Origin of the sequence: Priestia abyssalis (genome assembly GCF_002019595.1) — a bacterium.
GTDB classification, from domain to species: domain Bacteria; phylum Bacillota; class Bacilli; order Bacillales; family Bacillaceae_H; genus Bacillus_BA; species Bacillus_BA abyssalis.
Window position 1 is genome coordinate 3,692,205 of sequence record NZ_KV917369.1, and the last position, 21,944, is coordinate 3,714,148.

The 21,944-nt window shown below is 35.3% G+C and carries 17 protein-coding genes and 1 pseudogene; 4 read left to right on the forward strand and 14 right to left on the reverse strand.

What is annotated here, in order from left to right:
* Positions 1–59: 59 nt before the first annotated feature.
* On the reverse strand, positions 60–752 hold the full coding sequence (locus tag BK575_RS17730) for a glycosyltransferase family 2 protein (RefSeq protein WP_078412209.1): 693 nt from the start codon (positions 750–752) through the stop codon (positions 60–62).
* A gap of 177 nt (positions 753–929) precedes the next feature.
* The gene (locus BK575_RS17735; protein WP_078412211.1) at positions 930–1,529 is read right to left on the reverse strand and encodes a class I SAM-dependent methyltransferase; all 600 of its coding nucleotides are present in this window, start codon (positions 1,527–1,529) and stop codon (positions 930–932) included.
* 485 nt (positions 1,530–2,014) lie between these two features.
* Between BK575_RS17735 and BK575_RS17740 the strand changes: the two genes are divergently transcribed.
* Positions 2,015–3,013 carry a glycosyltransferase family protein gene (locus BK575_RS17740; RefSeq protein ID WP_078412213.1) on the forward strand — a complete coding sequence of 333 codons (999 nt, stop codon included), beginning with the start codon at positions 2,015–2,017 and terminating at the stop codon, positions 3,011–3,013.
* Between the two features lie 1,233 nt (positions 3,014–4,246).
* Here BK575_RS17740 and BK575_RS17745 read toward each other — a convergent pair.
* The 7 genes from BK575_RS17745 to BK575_RS17775 all read right to left on the reverse strand — a co-directional run bounded on the left by BK575_RS17745 (position 4,247) and on the right by BK575_RS17775 (position 12,008).
* Positions 4,247–4,951: a glycosyltransferase family 2 protein gene (locus tag BK575_RS17745; RefSeq protein WP_078412215.1), complete on the reverse strand. Its 705-nt coding sequence runs from the start codon at positions 4,949–4,951 to the stop codon at positions 4,247–4,249.
* A gap of 356 nt (positions 4,952–5,307) precedes the next feature.
* Positions 5,308–6,387 carry a glycosyltransferase gene (locus BK575_RS17750; protein ID WP_078412217.1) on the reverse strand — a complete coding sequence of 360 codons (1,080 nt, stop codon included), beginning with the start codon at positions 6,385–6,387 and terminating at the stop codon, positions 5,308–5,310.
* Between the two features lie 17 nt (positions 6,388–6,404).
* Positions 6,405–7,517 carry a glycosyltransferase family 4 protein gene (locus BK575_RS17755; protein ID WP_078412219.1) on the reverse strand — a complete coding sequence of 371 codons (1,113 nt, stop codon included), beginning with the start codon at positions 7,515–7,517 and terminating at the stop codon, positions 6,405–6,407.
* 106 nt (positions 7,518–7,623) lie between these two features.
* Entirely contained in the window at positions 7,624–8,676 is a 1,053-nt protein-coding gene (locus tag BK575_RS17760; RefSeq protein WP_078412221.1) for a glycosyltransferase, read from the reverse strand.
* A gap of 197 nt (positions 8,677–8,873) precedes the next feature.
* Positions 8,874–9,800 carry a GDP-mannose 4,6-dehydratase gene (locus BK575_RS17765; protein ID WP_078412223.1) on the reverse strand — a complete coding sequence of 309 codons (927 nt, stop codon included), beginning with the start codon at positions 9,798–9,800 and terminating at the stop codon, positions 8,874–8,876.
* Complete coding sequence (gene gmd / locus BK575_RS17770; protein WP_078412225.1) at positions 9,797–10,762, reverse strand: GDP-mannose 4,6-dehydratase; 966 nt, start codon at positions 10,760–10,762, stop codon at positions 9,797–9,799. Before gmd ends, BK575_RS17765 begins: the two co-directional genes overlap by 4 nt.
* A 139-nt stretch (positions 10,763–10,901) precedes the next feature.
* Positions 10,902–12,008 (reverse strand): glycosyltransferase family 4 protein, encoded by a 1,107-nt coding sequence (locus tag BK575_RS17775; protein WP_078412227.1) that lies wholly within the window; start codon positions 12,006–12,008, stop codon positions 10,902–10,904.
* A 427-nt stretch (positions 12,009–12,435) separates the two neighbouring features.
* Between BK575_RS17775 and BK575_RS17780 the strand changes: the two genes are divergently transcribed.
* Both BK575_RS17780 and BK575_RS17785 read left to right on the forward strand, forming a co-directional pair.
* Entirely contained in the window at positions 12,436–13,662 is a 1,227-nt protein-coding gene (locus BK575_RS17780) for a glycosyltransferase family 2 protein (RefSeq protein ID WP_078412229.1), read from the forward strand.
* Positions 13,663–13,673: 11 nt separating this feature from the next.
* The gene (locus BK575_RS17785; protein WP_078412231.1) at positions 13,674–14,615 is read left to right on the forward strand and encodes a GDP-L-fucose synthase family protein; all 942 of its coding nucleotides are present in this window, start codon (positions 13,674–13,676) and stop codon (positions 14,613–14,615) included.
* A 258-nt stretch (positions 14,616–14,873) separates the two neighbouring features.
* On the opposite strand, the gene BK575_RS17790 is transcribed toward BK575_RS17785, so the two are convergent.
* From BK575_RS17790 to BK575_RS17805, 4 genes are all read right to left on the reverse strand, one after another.
* Positions 14,874–16,001, reverse strand: a complete 1,128-nt coding sequence (locus BK575_RS17790) for a glycosyltransferase family 4 protein (protein ID WP_078412233.1) — start codon at positions 15,999–16,001, stop codon at positions 14,874–14,876.
* 77 nt (positions 16,002–16,078) lie between these two features.
* Positions 16,079–17,104 (reverse strand): mannose-1-phosphate guanylyltransferase, encoded by a 1,026-nt coding sequence (locus BK575_RS17795; RefSeq protein ID WP_078412235.1) that lies wholly within the window; start codon positions 17,102–17,104, stop codon positions 16,079–16,081.
* 308 nt (positions 17,105–17,412) lie between these two features.
* Positions 17,413–18,393 carry a mannose-6-phosphate isomerase, class I gene (manA, locus tag BK575_RS17800; RefSeq protein WP_078412237.1) on the reverse strand — a complete coding sequence of 327 codons (981 nt, stop codon included), beginning with the start codon at positions 18,391–18,393 and terminating at the stop codon, positions 17,413–17,415.
* Positions 18,394–19,029: 636 nt separating this feature from the next.
* The gene (locus BK575_RS17805) at positions 19,030–20,664 is read right to left on the reverse strand and encodes a peptidoglycan-binding protein (RefSeq protein WP_078412239.1); all 1,635 of its coding nucleotides are present in this window, start codon (positions 20,662–20,664) and stop codon (positions 19,030–19,032) included.
* A 146-nt stretch (positions 20,665–20,810) separates the two neighbouring features.
* Between BK575_RS17805 and BK575_RS17810 the strand changes: the two are divergent.
* Positions 20,811–20,937: pseudogene (locus tag BK575_RS17810) on the forward strand (DDE-type integrase/transposase/recombinase); the annotation flags it as partial.
* 85 nt (positions 20,938–21,022) lie between these two features.
* Here BK575_RS17810 and BK575_RS28735 read toward each other — a convergent pair.
* Complete coding sequence (locus tag BK575_RS28735; RefSeq protein WP_169907457.1) at positions 21,023–21,484, reverse strand: hypothetical protein; 462 nt, start codon at positions 21,482–21,484, stop codon at positions 21,023–21,025.
* Positions 21,485–21,944: the final 460 nt, after the last annotated feature.

Sequence of the window (21,944 nt, forward strand, 5' to 3'; positions counted from 1 at the left end):
CATAAATACCTAAAGCATAATCTGGACATGTTCATCTACCCTATAAAGTTCTAGCACCTTTAAACTTTAGCATTATAAGTACCCCATTTCTGAAAATAAACATGAGCATTCTTACGTGCTGATTCCAACTCATCGTGATTTTTTCTTGTTCCCATGGATGGATGCCAGACAGCACTTTCTTTTGTTATCATGACATCATAGCCTTGCTCAAGAATCCGATTATTATAATCCCAATCTTCGTAACCTCCGCATTTGATAAATCGTTCATCAAATAAACCTACTTTTTCAATAACTATTCTAGGAATAATCCAAGGACACGCATTTCCCGGATGGAGTAAGTTTTTGTTCTGTTCCATAAATTGTTCTGCAAATACTGAATCATCGGGTCCAAATTGATTAAGACTAGTAGGGGCTAGTTTCCCAATTTTATAATTAGTTTTTAGAAGATTAATTAATCGTTCCAACCAATTCGAATAAAATCTCATGTCATTATGAATCCAACCAATATATTGCATGGCTGGGTTAGAAAGAAAATATCTTAAACCTTGATTCAATGCTGCAGATAAGCATATTTGTTGTTCATTTCCAATAATTGGATACCCTTTTTTACGAATGTAAGATACGGTTTCATCATTAGAAGCATTATCTACAATTACAAGGCTATAAGGAATTTGCGTTGTTTGTTCAAGACTCTCTATTGCTTGTTTTGTGTCTTCCAACTGATTATAGGTAGTTAGTATCAATCCAATCATTTATACCCTTCCTTTTTAAAATATAGATAGTCTATAATAAATTTTATTTCTAATTTGAAGAGGAGACTCGTTATCCATATAGATCCCAAATTTAATCAAAATATATTCTTTTGTCCCCTTTAGTTTCTGAAGTTGGTATACTCCATTTTCGGTGTAACCAGAGACTTTAAATTTGAACTACCGTCCCTCTCTACAAATCTGAAAACATATTAAGCTGTTTTCAATGTGACAAATATGATTACCTTCTTTTATATTTAAATTATCAATTACTTCTTTTACACCTGGCACAGCTGAATTTCCATAGTCATGCCAACAAATAATCCCGCCTTTACGTATAATTTTTCGTGCTAAATGAGTATCGTTCAATACTCCTTCTGAAGAATGGTCCCCATCAATCAATATTAAATCTGCTATAGGGAGCTCAGTAGCGTTTAAATCCCTTGAACCATTAGGTTTTATTATAAGTTCTACTCTAGGATCATTTTTCACAGCTGCTCCTGCTATCTCAGGTACTTCTGCTTGTTGGATAGATAACGAAGTTTTGTAGTTAGGAACTACATCTATGCCTATATATCTTTCAATCCAAGGACTATTCTCTAAGATGCATTTTGCTGTACCACCGTGAGAAATTCCTATTTCAACTACAACTTTTGGATAGAAGGTTCTTGAGAACGCTAATATTGGCTCTAGATCGTTTGGTCCCATCATCCCGTAAACATAACGAAAGTGTCCATTTCCAAAAATTCCAAAAAAAGTATCCTGATTTATTCTACTCATTTAATACCTCCAAAAAAAGTTTTTCGCAGAATGTAATTGTCAAAAAATATATAGGTGCAAACAATCACTTATTTACAAAACAAATACATTTAACGATTAATTTTAAATTCAATCTATTTTCTGTACATGTATTAATTTATAATTCTGTCGGAACTTCTGTAAAAATTATCCTATCCATCAGGTGTTAGTTGTATAAAAATCACTGAAAAAAAGATTTATTTCAATGTTTGGAGCATTTTTTATTAATTTTTCGGACTTATAAGAGGGAGTTACTAATGAAGTCATTATGGAAACTTTTATTAACGGTATAAATCCCTAACCTTCTCTTTCTCAAACAAATTCTTCATATAAAAATATGCTACAAGTGATAATAAGGTGTGTGATAAAAGTCCAAGTTATAAATTAGTTGAAAATATTCTGTATCGTCTTGTTAATGTAAACATAAATATGTTATTAAAGATGAACATGGAAAGTAAGGTGGGGTTATGAATATTGGTTTATTTAGTTCCTACGGATTAAAATGTGGAATTGCTGAGTACAATATGTTCCTGTTTCATGCTCTAAAAAAGTTGGGACACTCTGTCACCATATTTGGTAATAGAATAGATACTATAAGACCCGAACAGAAAGGAGTCATCATTAAGGAAGCAAATCAAGATCCCTCATATGTTATTCGATGTTTTAGCGCAGGTGCCTGGTGTTATACAGGAGATTTCGATTTTTCATTAATGTTTGAAGAGCTAGAACGAAGAAAAATTGAATTAATTATTGTCCAGTACCAAAATGGAATTTTTAATGATAAAAATTTACGGAGGATTTTTGAATATTGCAAACATAAAGGAATACAAGTCATTGTTACTTTTCACGACTCTTGTATTGGACCATTATTCCCATATGAGCTTGTTAAGCATACTGTATCTCATTATAAAGTTGCGGGGACTCACCATCTTCCATTTGGTATACCTGCTCCTATTCTTGAAGAAAAAGAACAGTTAAAAAAACAATTTGGTTATAAAGGGACCATTATATCTACGTTAGGTTTAGGAAGAACAAATTATCATTTGATTTCCAATACTGCAGCAAAGCTAGGCTATCAATTTTTAGTAATCGATTCCACCCATAGTTGCCAGATAAATGGTGAGCATCTTATTAAAATTCACAAATGGTTGTCACAGGACCAACTGTTAACCCAGCTAGCTGCCTCTGATGCGATTGTGCTATGGTATCCAGAAATAGAGGCTAAAGTTCATTCATCAGCCGTAACATTAGCATTATCAACATTAAGACCAGTAATCGTCAATGATGTAGGTTGGTTTAAGGAAATACCTGACAATGTTGTGTTAAAGGTAAAGTCTGAAACAGAATTAATAGAACTCCTTCACTCTATAGATCAACTACCAATCAATCAAAAACAAGTGGATTATGTAAATGAAAATCAGTGGAAAAACATTGCAAAAAAATATTTACAGCTACTCGAATGTTGAAAATATATTACTATAAAACATACTGCCTAGAAGGAGAAATTAGATTTTTAGTCAAAGGTTGTTTTTCTAATTTGTAAAGTTTAGAAGTTTTACAAATATGGTAGTGTGGTAATATTGAATTCTATATCATACTTGATTACACATACAATCGATTACTAGTAAAAAATGGTCTATTTTATTCTAAATACTTTGTCTTTTTCCATATGGAGATTCTGTCCAATACCTACATGTTATTCCATAACGATTATTCTAGTGCTCCCTTTAATAAAGATAGTACAACACTACCATAATTATCTTTTCTTATCGATCTACTTTCTGATATTAACAAAAGAAAGAGTATCCTAATATACTCATAACACTCGGACCCTTGACATTGGTTTAAATAATGGACACTGAGAGCGGGGAAATTATAATAAAGCTTAACTTTGTGATTCTAAGTACCCAAATGAATAAACTAACATTTGATCAAGATTACAAAATTATGGTTAAGGAGGACAAACCCGTTGCCTAAGTATCGAGAGAATTAAATCTCTCCTATAATACTCTCAGAAAGCATGGAAACGATTTTTAAGATCTGGATACAAAAAGCCTGAAAACTAAAAAGTCCTCTAGTTGCGCAAGCCGCACCAAGAATTGGAGGAGAAATAAGCCATCTAAAAAAGCACATGGTATCTTCAGCGGAGAACAGGAGTAACCTTTCCCATTCATTTTCCGGTTTCTGGCGCCAAAATGAGTTTCATCTTATGAAGATGTGCCAGGTTATACATTGTTAAAAGTAGCTATTATGCTTGGTGCAAGCTTCCTAAAAGCCACACAAAAGAGTCGTCTATCATTCTTATGTACAAGCCAATATTCGTTAAATGAATATTAAAATATTTTACAAAAGCATCATTCTCAAGTCAATATCAGCTTATGCAATAACTGTTATGATACCACCTTTATCGAATGCCTTCATAGCCTAATTAAGAAAAAATATATTTATTTTAAAAACCTCCATACATAAGCTAATGTGTTTAAGAAATTTTTATAAATATACTTTTACAGCTCCAAAAGCACAAATGAATAGACCACTCTTTAAAATTAGATTCCCCCTGAATTTAGCAGGGGGACGCTATTCAATAATAGGTAAGGATTATCCTTTAGGTTTTAGACCATTTATAATAATTCAAATTCCACGAATGAATCTTAAAAGATTTTTTCGTATTCCAGTCCTTAAATAATATTAACCGCATTTCATCTTCTTATGCTATTGACATAATCCTTAATGACCGGAGGGTGCAATTTGTTGAATGGTACAACTTGTCTTCCCTCCAGTATTCGTTCTGCTGGTATATGTGAAACAGTATCTGGAAGCCCTTCAATAGTTGCATAATATTCAAATTTTTCTTTGATTAAGGCTGGTTTTTTCGTGTACCCATAATGAACGTAGTGTAAGCGGGAGTCAACACTATTAGGTCCTACTCCTTTCAACATTTCATGAACTTTTTGTTCCCAACGCAAACCAGAATGGTTTCGAAATAAAAACGGTCGGTAGTATCTTACATCATAGTCACACGTATTCTGCATATGCCAAAAGTCGCCCATCAAATGATAAAACCAACATGTATAAACGTCAATTTTTTTATTAGAAATGAGCTTTGGCATGGCCGTGATTAGATCAGGGTAGAAAACTTCATCTGCATCAATTTTCAACAGCCATTCTCCTGTAGCAGCCTCTAAAGCCAAATTTCTCAATTTGGCAAAATCCCCTCGCTCCTCACAATAGATTAATTTTGTTTTATCAAAGGACTGAGCAATTTCTACTGTTCGATCCGTTGATGCATTGTCTACAACGATGATTTCGTCTACAGCATCATAAATTGAACGAATTGAATATGGGAGAAACTCCTCTTCATTTCTCACAATGTACATGGCTGATACCTTAGACTTAGAAGCCATACTTATTTGCACTCCTTAACTAATAATTTTATAAAACTATTCTTGTTAAATCTTATTTATTAGACTCTTTGCTTTAATAAATACTATAGAGTGTCATCGGAATCTTGGAAAAAAGTCATTCACTTATAATGTGTTAAGAAATTTTATATAATATATTGTGAAGAACTAAAAAATCAACTCTGATTTAGCTTTTTAACAATTAATTATATAAGACTTATATTGATATAAGCTTAAATCCAAATTGTTTTTTAATCCTTTGGCCAACAATAATTTCAGAAAAATAATATACGCCAGTTTGATTGCTTTTAGCTTATTACAAAGTGTAGAGAGTTGATTCCCTACATTTATCTTAATAACTAATCCTTTCTAAATCCTATTTTATTGTATGATGACGGTACAAATTGTTCATAAAGATCTTCATACAATTTACCAATTTCCTCCCAACTTCTGGTTTGAAGAAATGAATTTCCTTTTTTAATCAATCTCTCTTGGAGTTCTTTATTCAATAAAGTTTTATGGAGAGCTTTGATAATTTCATCTACATTATCCCCTGTTATCTTATACACCTCTTCGTTTAAGTCAGCAAAATACAAATAATCTGTCGTTATGATTGGTCTCTTTGCTGCTAATAACATTTTCACAGCCGCAGATGTCCCCTGTTGGTGGTGATTTTTGTAAGGTAATATATTGACGTCCATTCCATGCAGGAAATTTACAATCTGCGTGTCAGGAAGATAATCCTTGATCCATATCAAATGACTTTTCCTTGAAAACTCGGACTTTAATTTCTGGAGAAAAGGATAGTATGGATGATGTTCATTAAGGTAGTTGGGGTAATGAGACAGGAAGTAACCTTTTAGATTAGGAAAGGTTATTTTTAATTGTTTGAGAGCATCAATTAGGCTGTCAATTCCTTTATGAGGGAACGGGAAACCTAAGAACCCTATGGCAGGGTGTCCATCAATATGATTTTCTTCCCTTATTTTTTCCATGGGTTGCAGCGGGTAGGTTCTACATCCCATAGGAATAACCATCATCTTTTCAGGAGGGAATCCCCCTTGAATACATAATTCCTTCATTTTATCAGAATGGACAATAATTTTCGTACTTTTCCGAGCTATCGTTTTATTATGCATCGTCAAATCAGATTTTTGAGACCATGTATGCAGAGTAGTGATAATCGGAATCCTTAAAAATTTTAAATCTCTCATCACTTTATTTAAAAGGTCTATAGGATATAGAGAATACTCATGCTGAAAATGAACAATATCAATTTTGTTTTTTACTACCATTGAGGCAAAATTATCGTGAATAGAATTTAATATACGAAATTTCACTGAACCGTCATTCACAGAGTAAATTAGATCTTTAGTGTACTCCGCTATCCCGCATTCATTTCCCCAAGTGGGTATTACCATGCCAACTGTTCTCTTCACTCCTCTTTCTGCACCTCCTAATAACGCAGTGTTGAAATAACTTTTTCAATTATATGATCGATACTCCAATGTCGTTCAACATGCTCTCTGGCTATCTTTCCTTTCTTTTCAACATCATGAGGATGTTCATACACATAGCGCATCCATTTACGGATATCGGTATAAGAGGGTACAGCCCACTGGGAACCCTTATAGATTCTATCATTTGGAATTCCAAAACTAGGAATTGGTTCAAGACGTTCTATTTCAATTAAATAACCATTCTCATGATTAACAAAATCAAGATGAGCTGACCAATTTGTTGTAATTACCGGTAAGCCACTTGCCATCGCTTCTAAAGCTGGAAGATTCCAGCCTTCTCCACGTGTCGGGATGATATAGCAGTTTCCAAGCGAATAAAAAGAAGGCATTTGTCGTGAGCTTAGTCCATAGGGAATAAGCTTAATCAATGGGGGTTGTTTTTTATCCATTTTCTTAATAATATCCTTTATACTATCGTTAATTTTTTGACCAGTCGGATCAAAACAACTGCCATCATAACTCTTAATTACTAGAACAACTTGATCAGACTGAGAAAACTCATCTAAGAAAGCTTTTAGTAAAAGATCATAGCCTTTACGTGGAACCCATTCAAAATTGGAAAGAAACACAAACCGGTCCTTAATGTCCGGAACATGTAATTCAGCTGTTTTTGGATGAAAATGCCCGATATCTACGCCAATGGGAACAACTCTTATTTTATCTTGCTTCACACCGCTTCTTATAAATGTTGCACGATTAAAAGTTGACGGAACCCATACCTGGTCCATTTGATTGCATTTTTTCACCCAATGTTGCGGAATGCGATCACATTCCAGCATGGTCATACCAATGTTGAATCTTCCTGGGATAGGGTGAAAGCCCTCAGCAATGCATAAATGTAGAATCGGGCCTTCTGACAAAACTTCTTTTCCACAAAGCTTCTGCAGCCGCATTTTCTGGAGAGCAGGCAGATCGCAGCCTAATTGACTCCAATCCTGGGGAATAATACGGATAGTGAAACCTTTGTCGAGAAGTCCAAAAGCAATTGATCGCAATGCCTGAGCATATCCGGAAGCATCGAAAGTCGGACCTATAATCGATATTTTCAATCTGAATCATTCCTTTTCTATCCAGTCAATTTAATTTGAAAATATTTTTTACTAATATTGTTGTAACTTTGTCCATAAAACTAAAATATTTTATTGTTTCATGTTGTTATAACTTTTTGTATAGAATCATAATTTTTTTGTAGTAAGAATAATAACGGTTGGCAATCTTCTTCCAACTGTTTCTTTTCACAAAAAGGTTTGTCTTCACAAACAGTCTCTCTTGTAAGCCTTTATTTAATAGAACCTCTCGAATTCCATTTGCAATTGACCTAACATCTGCTCTGGGAATTTTATACACTTCATCGGATAAATCTGAAAAGTGAATGGAATCTGTCACAACAATAGGCTTTCCAGCCATAAGAAGTAATTTAGCCGCTGAAGATATACCATTACCTTGATACGTAGTATAAGGGAGCACATTAACATCCATTTTATTCAGCAACTTAACAAGCGTTGAAACAGGCAGATATTCTTGATACCATTTCAAATGGGCATATTGTGCAATCTTTGTTTCTAATTCCTTTTGATAAGTTACAGCTGGGTGATGTTTGTCAATAGAGTTAGGTAGGTGGGCGAAGAAATAACCCGTTATCTCTGGAAAACTTGCCTTAAGTTCATTTATGGCGTCAATTAAAGGTGATATACCTTTGTTAGGAAACGGAAATCCAAAGAAACCGATACAAGGACGGCCTTTAATATCAATTAGGTTTTCATTTAAAGTAGTTGTTTCTAGTGGAAATGGATGGCATCCCATAGGAATAACAATTAGCTTTTTCTCAGGAAATCCATGATTAATGCACAGTTGCTTAAAATGGTCGGAGTGTACAATAATACTTGAGCTGTAAAAAGAAATGATATCATGTTGTAATTTCATTCTATTGGAAAGAGAGTGAAAAGTTGTTACAATAGGAATTTTTAAATTGACTAATATATTCATAACACTTTTTAAAGAGTTGGTATCATACATAGAGTATTCATACTGGAAATGTACAATATCAACTTTGTTACTTTTTACAAATTCCACAAATGATTTATCTATTTGAGAAATTACACTAACTGCTACTAATCTCTCATTCATATTTTCAATAAGCTGTTTTGTATAGTCTGCAATACCACACTCCTTTCCCCAGTTTGGGATCACCATGGCAATTTTGATCATTTTTTACCTCCCTAAAAAACTGTTGTTTAGCACGTAATCAAACATGACTATTTTGGTGAGCATGGTACTTCGTTCATTTTTTGCAGTAACGATTAGTAGCTTTTTGAATCACTGTTTCATTTGATTATTAAGAGTTCCCTGGATAGGAGATGACATTGTTTATTCGTCGTAGCTAATAAAAATAATTTTGATAATGGTTACAAGGTTGTTAACCAAGAATGATATATATCTTCTAAAGACTGATTAAGGGATAAAATAGGTTTCCAATTGGTTAATTGCTCTAACTTTGAATAATCACCTACAAAATACGGAACTTCAGACGGTCTCATTCTTTCCGGATCAGTTTCTATGTTTATTTCTTTATCTGAAAAAGAGAGCAGCATATCGAGTATTTCTTGGATTTTTGTACCTTCTCCCGAGCAAACATTATAAACTTCTCCCGCCTTGCCATTTAAAGCAATCAAGGAATACGCTTTAACAATATCCCTTACATCTGTAAAATCTCTAATCGCTTCCAGATTTCCAACTTTCATATCATGATTGTTTGTTTTCCCTTTATTAATTAAGGCGATTTGATAAGCAAAATCGGATGTAACAAAACCTAGTTTTTGCCCCGGGCCAATATGAGTAAAGGGCCTTATATGAATAACATCTAAGCCATACCCTTTGTGATACTGCTTTACCAACATACTTACGGCTGCCTTGCTCAAACCGTAAGGACTTGTGGGATTTATGAAGGTTTCCTCAGATATTTTTTTGGTTATATCATTGACCTTCCCATACTCTTCTGAAGAACCAATCGTAATCACTCTTATGCCATTGTCAATTTTGTTAATTGCCTCCAGTAAATTGACAGTCCCAATGGTATTGACCTCAATGGTTTTTGAAACATGCGACCATGAATCCCTTACATTGCTCATTCCTGCCAGATGAAATATATGGGTAGGGTTTACTTCTTTTAATAAATTAATAATTTTATCCTTGTCTAGTAAATCTAGTTGATAAGTTCCCTTACATGGATTCTCTTTTCGTGAAGTTCCAAAAACCTCTACACCTTCAATGATTAATTGTTCTTTTAAATAATGACCGACAAAACCTGTAACCCCTGTTACTAACGCTCTCATGGTATCACACGATTTTTTTCTAAATCATGATCTACCATCGTTTTCACTAATTGTTCAAACGAAACCTCTGGTTCCCATCCTAATTTATCTTTCGCTTTTCTAGGGCTACCTAGCAATAAATCAACTTCTGCAGGGCGCATAAATTTTTCATCTTGAATCACATAATTTTGCCAGTCAAGCCCTACATGTTGAAATGCAATTTCAACAAATTCCTTTACTGTATGTGTTTCACCTGTTGCAATTACATAATCATCTGGATTTTCTTGCTGTAACATGAGCCACATTGCTTTTACATAATCACCTGCGAATCCCCAGTCACGTTTTGCATCTAAATTTCCTAAACGCAGTTCATGCTGTAATCCAAGTTTTATTTTAGCTACGGCATCCGTTATTTTGCGTGTTACAAACTCTAAACCTCTCCTTGGTGACTCATGGTTGAATAGTATTCCTGAGCAAGTAAACATTTCATAACTCTCGCGATAGTTGACCGTAATCCAATGACCATATACTTTAGCAACACCATATGGACTGCGTGGGTAAAAAGGTGTTTTTTCTGTTTGAGGGGTTTCCATCACTCTTCCAAACATTTCACTGCTTGAAGCTTGGTAAAAACGAGCGGATGGTTTTACTAATCGAACAGCTTCCAACATATTGGCAACACCTAATGCTGTCGCTTGACCTGTATAAATCGATTGTGCCCATGAATCACCGACAAATGATTGAGCAGCAAGATTATAAACTTCATCTGGTTCTGAGATTTTTACGGCGTTGATTAATGAGGACAAATCTAATAGATCACCAGGTACTAGCTCGATTTGATCCAGTAAATGTTTGATATTTTCAAAGTTAGGGGTAGCAGTTCTTCTTTTAAGTCCGTACACTTTGTAACCTTTGCTTAATAATAATTCTGCTAAATAAGATCCATCCTGCCCTGTTATACCGGTAATCAATGCTTTTTTCATATGACCATCTCCGTTTATTTCTTTAGACACAGCATATAATATGCACATATGAAAAAAATGACAGGATAAATGCCCTGTTTTTGATGATATTATTTATGCTTTTTCTTGATTACCCCTGTAGACTCCCTGACGTACATAATCATAGATTAATAAACACCTCTCTAGTTTTTCTTGCGGTGTTTTCCCAAGAAAATGTTTTTGCTCTCCTAAATCCTTTCATTTGTAACTCTTTCTTAAGTGATGGGGAAAAGAGAATTTTTTCAATTGCCAAAGCGATCGATTCAACTTCTAATGGATTACAATATACAACGCTGTCTCCACCCACTTCCGGTAAAGATGATACATTTGAAGTCACAACAGGTACTCCACAGCTCATTGCTTCAATGACCGGTAATCCAAAACCTTCATATATAGATGCGTATACAAACAATTCGGCATTTTGATATAACACGACTACTTCTTTATCACTTATAAAGCCTGTCATAATAACATCTTCTTTAAATTCACAGTTATTTATTTGGTCTAATATGTCACTATATTTCCATCCCAAACTGCCTACAAGAACTAATTGTATTGGTTCCTTATATTTTTTTCTAAAAGCTTGATACGCTTTAATTGTTCTTGCTAAATTTTTTCTTGGTTCAATCGTGCAAACCGATAACATATAAGGCTTATTTACTTTAAATTTGTTAAGTATTTTCGATTCATCCTTGTAATTAACTTCTTTAGATAAAAAAGAGGCTAAGGGTATAACGGATATTTTATTTTCATTTATATTTCTAAAATAATTTAAAATATCATTTTTAGTAGAATTTGACGGCGTAATAATATGATCAACATTCCGGGCAACTTTTCTAATTTTTGTGTTAAAAAACGAATGTACATTATAATCATTAAAAAATTCAGGGTATTTTAACGGGATTAAATCGTTAATACAAATAACCCCTTTAAAATTTCTGCTTTGAGGAATGGGGTAATAAGGTGAAAATAAAACATCTATGTTTTCAGCATCCCCTATTAAGGATAGGAGTTTGTTCCCTTGTTCTATATTACTTCGAGAAAGGTTAAAGATATCTGATTTTAAACGACCATTATATCTTATGTTTTCATCTTTAAAATTCGTGATTGGTATATATTTTTCAGACGTATATTTTAATAATTCCTGAGTTAACTTATATGCATATCTCCCTACTCCAGTCCGATATTTATTGTTAAGAACCCGCAAGTCCAATCCTACTGTTAACACAAGTCTTCACACCCCTTGCCTACAAAAGTTGCACCATTTCGACAATGCCTAGGACAACTATTGTATGGTTATACATGACAGTCTGAAATAAAACAGATGACAAATAGATTGAACCATCTTTTAATGAAAGTACAAACCTACACTGAATTTGGTTATGAATCAGGATATCATTATAAAGCATCCTTTTTTCAATAACCTAACGAATCTTCCCACATACTGCCCCTATCCCCTTTTAACTAATATACTAAAGGAAGGTTAAATGACCGTTATTTGGGATTTTATGATCGTTAGTTACATACATATATATGAATATGAGATCTTCGTATAATTAGTGTCTAACGTTCGGCATTATATACTTTTACTTATCCCCTTTCAGCCTTTTGTGTTTTTATAAGCTTATTTTTCTGCACCATAAGGAGGCTATATAATGGTTAATCAAACCTTGCCTTTAGTTAGTGTTATTACCCCATCTTTTAACCAGGGAAGATTTATTCGAGAAACGATTGAAAGCGTATTGACACAGGATTACGCGAATTTAGAACATATTGTAGTAGATGGGGGTTCGACGGATGAAACCTTACAGATTTTGCAGGAATACAGCAAGCGGGACTCACGATTTCGCTTTGTATCTGAACCTGATAACGGGCAATCCCATGCCATCAATAAAGGTTTAAGAATGGCAAAGGGTGAGATTATCGGATGGCTTAATTCTGATGATACTTATTTGCCCAGGGCGGTAAGTCATGCTGTTAAAGCTTTTAATACACATTCAAATTGGTCAATGGCATACGGTAATGCATATATTACAAATGAAAACAATGAGATGATGACACCATATGTAGCAAAACCTGTCCGTTTAAAAAAGCTGTTTTCCAGTTGTCCCATTTGTCAGCCTGCTGTATTCCTTCGCAAAAAAGTATTGGATCAACTTGGCGGGATAGATGAGACATTAGATTTTTGCATGGATTACGATTTATGGATTCGAATCGCCAAAAATGGGTATGAAATGGGAATCATAAAAAATCATTATCTTGCTAATGCAAGATTGTATCGTGAAAGCAAGACAGGATCAAAATTTGTCGATGTTGGATTTCCAGAAATCATTAAAACAAGTAAGAAACATTTTGGTACGGTTTCCCCTTCCTGGCTTAATCTCTTTTTAAAAAATTATCGGAATAAGGGAGCATTTTGGTACTTAACTTTGTTTAAATCCTCCTCTATCTTTGAAAACAGTCCCAAGATCAAAAAAACCAATCTGTCCAGGGATTCGTGGGCACCTCACCGCCTTCATGCCTCTATACGAACTCATCAAAAAAAGCCGCTGCATACATTACTTGTAAAAGGAACTCAGGAAAACTTTCAGAGGTTATCTTGCAGCTGTTTTTTAAACGGTCGTTTGATTCACCGAACACACATCGATAAAGGACCTTTTATACTGCAGCTTCCTGTGTACTCACATCAGTCTATCAATAATGTTGAATTAGTCTGTAATACAAGCTTTAGTAGTGATATGGAGAGACAGATTTATAAAGTAACGGATATTGTTCCTCTGTCGGAAGAGGAATACGAATTTTTTAAGGGATTTGAAAAAGGGACGATATATGTTCGAAAATGGATCAATCAGAATTTTAACGAGTCACCTAATTTAGAATGAGGAGAGAAGTTATGAACTTATTAGAAAAACGAATTGTTGTCACAGGAGGTTCAGGTTTTTTGGGGAAGCATGTTGTGAATAATTTGAAAGCACGCGGCTGCCACGATATTTTTGTCCCAAGAAGTAAAGAGTATGATCTTAGGAAGGAAAGAAATATAGTCAAAATGTTAGAAGAGTACAAACCTGACATTGTTATTCATTTAGCTGCGGTCGTTGGCGGGATTGGCGCGAACAAGCAAAATCCGGGCACCTTTTTTTATGATAATTTAATGATGGGAGCGCAATTAATAGAACAAACCCGTTTATTAGGAGTTGAAAAGTTTGTAGCTATTGGTACGGTTTGTTCTTACCCAAAGTTTGCCCCCGTGCCATTTAAAGAAAGTGATCTTTGGGATGGATATCCGGAGGAAACAAACGCCCCATACGGTCTGGCCAAAAAGATGATGCTCGTTCAATCGCAAGCCTACCGTCAACAATATGGGTTTAATTCCATCTTTTTGTTGCCTGTTAATTTGTACGGTCCGGGTGATAACTTTGACTTAGAAACCTCCCATGTTATTCCAGCCATTATTAGAAAGTGCATTGAAGCAAAAGATAAAGGAGATACAATTATCACCTTATGGGGAACTGGCAATGCAACGAGAGAATTTATTTATGTTGAGGATGCTGCCGAAGGAATTATTCTCGCAACAGAGAAATATAATAATTCTTCTCCTGTCAACATTGGATCTGGTTATGAAATAACGATTAAGGAATTAGCCCAAATCATTAAACAATTGACTGGTTTTAAAGGGAAAATTGTTTGGGATGAAAGTAAGCCTGATGGCCAGCCGCGGAGAAAACTGGATACTCGGCTGGCAGAACAGAGATTTGGATTTAAAGCAGCAACAGATTTCATTACCGGCTTGAGGAAAACGATAAACTGGTATATTGAAAATCGCGAAAGGTTATAAGAATCCTCTCCTATTCTACAACCGCTAACGCTTTTAGTTAGCGGTTTTTTCAAGAACATACAAACTCTTTAGCAAGATTATAAGACAGAACATTATTCCTATGATTGTATTCTTAGATTAATAAAATTGTAATAAGCGCTGTAAAATAAAACTATTCACCCAACTCTGGCACCGACTGTTTGTTCAGCTATTTACTAGCAGTACAAAAATAAACTATCATCTTAAGCTTTAGAAATAACTACTTAATTACAGACTCTACTACTTGTTTTCGATTAACTGGCGAAATACTTCTAACGTTTCTTTCGCACTTTTTTTCCATGAAAATTTTTTGGCTTGTTCTTTTCCTTTTGTTATTAAAGTTTGGCTTGTTTCAGGTTTTAAAACCTCTAACATCTTTATGGCGATATCTTTAGGATCATGAGGGTTAAAGATTAACGCACTATCCCCCACAACTTCGGGAATACTGGCGGCATTCGAGCATATAATTGGGGTATTTGTTCTCATTGCTTCGACCAACGGAATTCCAAACCCTTCGAAAAGTGAAGGGTATACGAGGAATTTTGAGTTCAAATAAAGATATGGCATCTCCTCTTGCTGGACATACCCTAAAAATTTCACCTGACTGCTTACCCCTTTTTCCAATAGAAATCGTTGAATCTCCTCATAATTCTTTGTGTGTGCCTGCTTATACCCCGTAAAAACCAAGTTTATTTTTACATTGTATTGATCCCTTAACATCACAAGTGTTTTAAGCAAATTCAGGTGATTTTTATGAGGCCATGTATTTGCTGGATACAAACCGTACTCCCTTGGCAAATGATATTTTTTTATGACTTCCGCTTTTACTGTTTCAGTATTATTTGACCTAAATTCTTTCGGTGCATCTCCATATATTGCAACTACTTTATCTTCACGTATTTTATATTTCTCTATTATCGTGTTCCTTGAGAAGTTAGAGATAGTGAGGATAACAGCAGCTGCTTTTGCTGCATGTCTTATATTGCTTTTTCTCCACTGCAAATCTTCAGGACTAAAAAATTGGGGAAAGAATTCATGTTGAATATCGGGGATTAGCACAACAGATGGAATATTTACGTTTTTAGGCATTAGTGTAAATAAAGGACAGAACCATAAACGAATGTTTAATTTACTAATCCAGTTATGGAATTGTGTATCTATACTTATTCGATTTTCTTTTAGGTTCATAAGAATCTTTTTTACATATTTATTATTGAGCTGAAACTCGTTATAACTATATTCATTTAAAAAGAGATAAATTTCGTAATGACTAAACCTTGAAGCATATTCAATCAAACTTCTAAGATATTGTTCCATTCCCCCGATTTTACCGGGCCACATCTGGACTAAATTTATTCCTATCCTCATAATACTTCTCCCAGGATATGACTTTCCATTTTGTCTCCACCTTCAGCAGAATTCTCAAACAATAAATTGGAAGATGTTCACTCCTCTTTATTTGAAATATCCTTAAGAATTTGTTTAATTTTGTGTTCTTGTGATTTATGACAGACTAGCAGCCCTTCTTCAGTGGAGGCAATGATTAAATCTTCCACTCCGATTACCACTGCTTTTCGATTTTCGGATTTAATAATGCAATTTTTGGTAGACAACAGATGGATATCCCCTTGAAGAAGATTATCTTCGTCTGTTTTTTCATGGAGGCGGTCCCATGCACCCCAGGTTCCTACATCATCCCATTCAAGATTAACGGGGATTGTGTAGATGTTCTCAGCTTTTTCTAATATGGCATAATCCACCGAGATTTTAGGAAGAAGTGAGTATTGATACATCGAGACTGTTCCATACCTTTTTAACGGTTCCCATATTTCGGGCTGAAATTTTTCCATATAATAAGCAATCGTTGATGGTTTCCATATAAAAATGCCGCTATTCCAAAATACATGGTCATTTTTGAATAGTTTTTCAGCCTTTTCCTTACACGGCTTTTCGATAAAAGCTTTTACCGGCAGCACTCGATGGTTTTGTTTCCCATTCATATCAGCTTGTATATAACCGTACCCCGTTTCCGGCCGGGTTGGTTTAATCCCCAGTGTCACAATGGCAAGATCTGTCTCAGCTGTCTTCTCTGCCAGCCCAAATATTTCGGGAAGAGAAGCATCCTCAGGAATATAATGATCTGCGGGGACAGCTGCAAAAACTTCATCATCATCATTTCTTAAAAAATGTAAAGCTGTTAATGCAATACAAGGCCCTGTATCTCTTTGCAAAGGTTCTATTATGATTTGATTGTCATTGATAGAATGTATCTGTTCTTTGACTAGAGAAACATAATCTTCTGATGTTACAATGAATATTTTTTCGGGCGGAAGCCATTTAAGAAACCGGTTATAGGTTTGCTGCAGCATCGTTTCTTCAGACATTAAAGACAAAAACTGTTTTGGTTTATCTTTTACACTCCAAGGCCAAAAACGGGTCCCCTGCCCCCCTGCCATAATTACGACTTTCAATGTCAAACACCTCGATATTCTTTCTTATTTTGTAGACTCATGCTGTTTCTGTCCTAAATAATCCTTATATAATATGCATTTGCACAGAATATCGTATGGTGCAATGACTACTTTTTCTTAAATTAGGCGTTTGACCTAATAATAAAGAAATTAGAGAAGTGTTTTTTCACGAAAAAAAGCGCACCCCTTTGGTACGCGCCTGCGTGTGCTCCCTCTCATATATTATTTGTGAAGAAATAATATATCTTGCTGCTACCATTCCATGGTTTTGCACCAGACTTCATAATTGTTCGCCTTCGTTTTCTATGTCATTCGCCCATTTGTTCCCTTTTGCTTAACGATGGATGTGAAGCGATAATCTGAACATCTCCTACGACAGAAAAGCAATCTATATTATACGGTAAAATAAAATGATCGCCTTTATGAATGGTGTATTGTTGTTGTTCTGTTCTTAGAATTCCTTCACCCTCGATTACACTCACAAGCATGAAATATTGATGTTGTTTCATTTCTAACTGATTGTGAACGTCCCATTTGCAGACAGTAAAATATTTTTCTTCCACAAAGGTTGTCATTGTCGATTTGCCCATTTTACGAATAATCGGTTTAATATTATTTTCTTTATAAGGTACCGTTGTAACATCGCTTGCTTTTTCTAAATGCAGCTCGCGCAAGTTTCCATTTTGATCGAAGCGATTGTAATCATAAACACGATATGTGGTGTCAGAACTTTGTTGTGTTTCCAATATAAGTGTTCCTTTACAGATTGCATGAAGGGTTCCACTCGGAATATAAAAAAAATCTCCCGGTTTAATTTTTATACGGCGCAACAGCTGATTCCATTGTCCATTATTAATCTTTTCAATGAAGCTTTCTTTCGTTTGTGCATGATGGCCGATAATGATTTCAGCATTTTTCTCACAATCAATGACATACCAGCATTCTGATTTACCCAATTCACCATTTTCATATTTACTGGCATAATCATCATCCGGATGAACTTGAACCGATAAATCATCATTTGCATCTAAAATTTTTGTTAACAAAGGAAATCGTTCACTGTCATAGTTTCCGAATAACTCTCGGTAATTGTCCCACAGCTCTTCAAGTGTTAATCCTTTATACTCTCCAGAGCGGATAATACTCTGTCCATTAGGATGGGCAGAAATTGCCCAGCATTCACCTGTTAAATCAGATGGAATTTCATAATTATATTTCTCTCTTAATTTTGCCCCACCCCAAATGCGTTCTTGAAATACCGGTTGTAAAAAAAGGGGCTCCTTCACTATAAACCCTACTCCTCTCTATGTTATTCAACTAAAAAGAGGCTGTTCTTCTAGTACTTTTAATAGTTTAACTAGACAAAGGCCGATAGATTTACTTAAAAACAGCTACAAAAACTCGTTTAAATACTAAGAAATCATCAATAGGCTGGTAGGGAGGTTTTCTCCGTTTTGGCAGAGGCTATCGAAAGTGATGGTATACATTACATTTGTTCATTATTTAGACACTGGTACTATAAATAGTTCTTTCTTCAATATCACCGAATGATGGAGGATTAGGTTTGAAAAATATTCAAAATATAAAGATGCTTGTTCATCCCTATTTCCAGCCATTCTCTCTATATCCATACTGTATGTTCTTTTTATCTTATTGCTATAGGCTAATAACCTATTGATTCCTTCCCAGAAAATCACCCTTCAGCCAAAAGTCCATTATACTTACCAAAGTAGCCCCTACTTTTGTTTTAGGTGCTTAAAAAACTTTATTTACACATTTTGAAATCTGTTTTGATGATAAATGGATCTTATATAGTAAAAGAGGTTACGTCCAAAATCAAAGTGAAGAGACGCAGGAAATTATTACTGCCGAAGATGCCGTCGCTGAATATGTTTAGAGCAGGAATCCAGCCACCAAAAAAGCAACTAAATTCCCGCTCTCTTTTTCATATCATCGTATATTCTTAGAATCGTTTCTCCATAATCATTTCCTGGAACTGCCCACTTCCCGTTGAGCGCTTCCCATGTTTTGGCGCTTCCGCGTTTAACGAATTTGAATCGAGGATCGATCAGAGGTTCACCTGGAGGTAAATTAATGTTCGTGGCATATGCGAACAAATGCTGCAAATGGGCAAGTACGCCCTCTCTCTCAGTTTTAAAACTTGCACCTGTGTTATTAGGATCAGTTGCTCCTAATCCGGCAAAATTATTCTGGCTTCTTTTGACGATGCCGGTAAAATGCAGGTAATCCGTTTCAAGAAGGGCTTGGGCAAATGCAACATCTCCTCTGATGCCATAGAGTTTTCCGAAATCGATATAATATTTTCCTAATAACGGGGCATCAGGGTTGACTCTTTTTACGAATTGGTCCAATTGGTCGGCTGATAATACAGAGGAACCTACAATTGATAAGTCTTGTACTGTTGGAACGGCAGCAATCGGCTCAGCGATAATAGCTGCATCAAATCCTGCTTGTCTGGCACGTACCCAAAGATTTTCTGCGTTTTGTCTATCCCTGAAGACTCCGATTTGGACACGATACTGATAAGCCGGAACCGGACCTGGAACATCAGGAACTGGAGCTGGGTTTTCCTTGGCTTTATCTGTAACCGCCTGATCAAGCGCCTTTCTAGTTGCTGGCCCAACCACACCATCGATCGTGATTTTCTGCTTTTGCTGAAACTGGCGAACTGCATTTTCAGTTGCTGGACCGAATATCCCATCGATTCCGCCCGTATCATATCCTAAAGCAACGAGGTCATGTTGCAGAAGCTCGACTTCTTTCCCTCGACCACCGCGACGTAATATACCATCCGCTCTCTTTTTCTCAAGGGCTGCTTGCAAAGCTCCTGCCGCTTTTGAGCCAAAGATGCCATCCGCGGGTAGGTTTACCGATTGTTCAAAGTTAAAAACCGCATCCTTTGTTTTGGGACCAAATATTCCATCAATCGCATCATTGTAAAAACCTAATTCTTTTAAATCCTGTTGTAATTTGACTATAGGCTCTCCCTGATCACCCATTTGATGAATAATAACAGGAGTTGGAGAGACGGAAACTCCTTTCAACTCATTATTAACATCTTTCAGGAGCACTTCCCACGTTTTTCCGTTAGGCACCAATGCACTGACAGGATCCTTTCTTCTCGCTGGGTCTAACTGGTAATGCCCTTTAATTTGAAGCATTGGATTCCAATTGTAAAATTGACATAAATAAGCTAAAAACCAAACGTATCGTTTGTACGCTTCCTGAAAGTTAATTGCTCCTCCATAGCAAAGCTCTACCCCTATAGCCCAATCATTTGCATCAGACACATTAGACCGGACGTGATAGGCCTTCTCTGTTAAGGGAATAATAACAAGAATTTCTTTATCATCTATAAAGACGTGTGCCGAAGCACTTAACTGCCTGGAATTAAAGTAAGCGAAGTTTTGTCTGGCTGTCGAGCCTGGGTTGCCTGTATCATGAGCAACTACATATCTTGGGATGCGAGAGCCCCCGGGACGTTGATTCCATTTATCCGAAATATACTGTTGTGTAATGGGGTATTTTAACTCACTCATGCTAAACACCTCCTATCATATATATTAATCTATGAAAAAAGGAGCGCATGAGTATAGACGAATATGCGAGGAAATTTAAATTTGGATGCTAGTCCATATTAAAAATGGCTCGGTGCAAACACTTCAATATTGCCATGAATCTCTTAACGTACATCAAAGTAAAAGGACAATGGATGTACCTATATCGTGCCGTCGATTGGGATGGAAATACCATTGATTTTTTCCTTAGTAAAACGAGAGATGCTAAATCAGCCAAACGCTTCTTGAAAAAAACCTCGAATTCTATGAATCCAAGGCTTTTTCAACACAACATAATAACCATTATGTTGCATTTAGATAGAACAGTTAAATACAAGTTCTATTTAAAAATGAAACGTACAATTTTCCATATTAGATTTGAACATATAATGCTGATAAAGACTGAGAGAAAAAAGCTCTTCATTAACAGTTTAGTATCACTCTTGCTAGAATTTTGAACATTTTGTTCCATATTAAGACTAGAGTCCGTTTGAACGGCCTCTTCAATAACTTTTATCGGCCCTATATCCGTAACCAAGGTTTCTTTCCATTCTTCACTTACATTATGTTGGCCTTGATACATTTCCTCAATAGGTGGAGTTTTACCATAGAAACGGTCTGCTGAGTAAGGAATCATTTTCTGTAGCTTACCGTCCAACATCCACCATATTCCCCTGCTAGATTTATACCAAGCATACAGCTGACTTTTCTCGTGGTACCACAGATCAGGATAGTAAAACCAAAGGCCAGGCGATTGCTGAACCGGTTTCACATTTTTATAATTTTCCCTCAAATCATTCATGCTCCCTAACCTCTTTTACTTTTATTTCCTTTTTAATAATTTATGGATCAACCCTTTAAAGAGTTCAACAATTGACAAAGCAATATCACCTAATCTAAACAGAGGTCATTTACATTAACGGAAATGAAAACCACAAGTCCGTTTCTAATGCAAAAAACTATAAAACTTGGACATGCTCAGAAAATAATGAAAAGCAAGTGCATGTTATATTTATTTTCAGTTAACATAATCATTCTTATCAACAAAAAAAGCCTCGATTTCTATGAAAGTCAAGGCTTTTTCAATACAACATAATAACTATTATGTTGCGTTTGATATAGGCATAAATTGTATTTTGTTTGTTACCTTAATATCTATAGGACAAACTGTGTAAAATCTGTTTATAATCAAAACCAATTTCAACATACTTTAAAATAGATCTTTAAACAGTCAAAACAAAAGTAGTAGCTACTTAATAAGT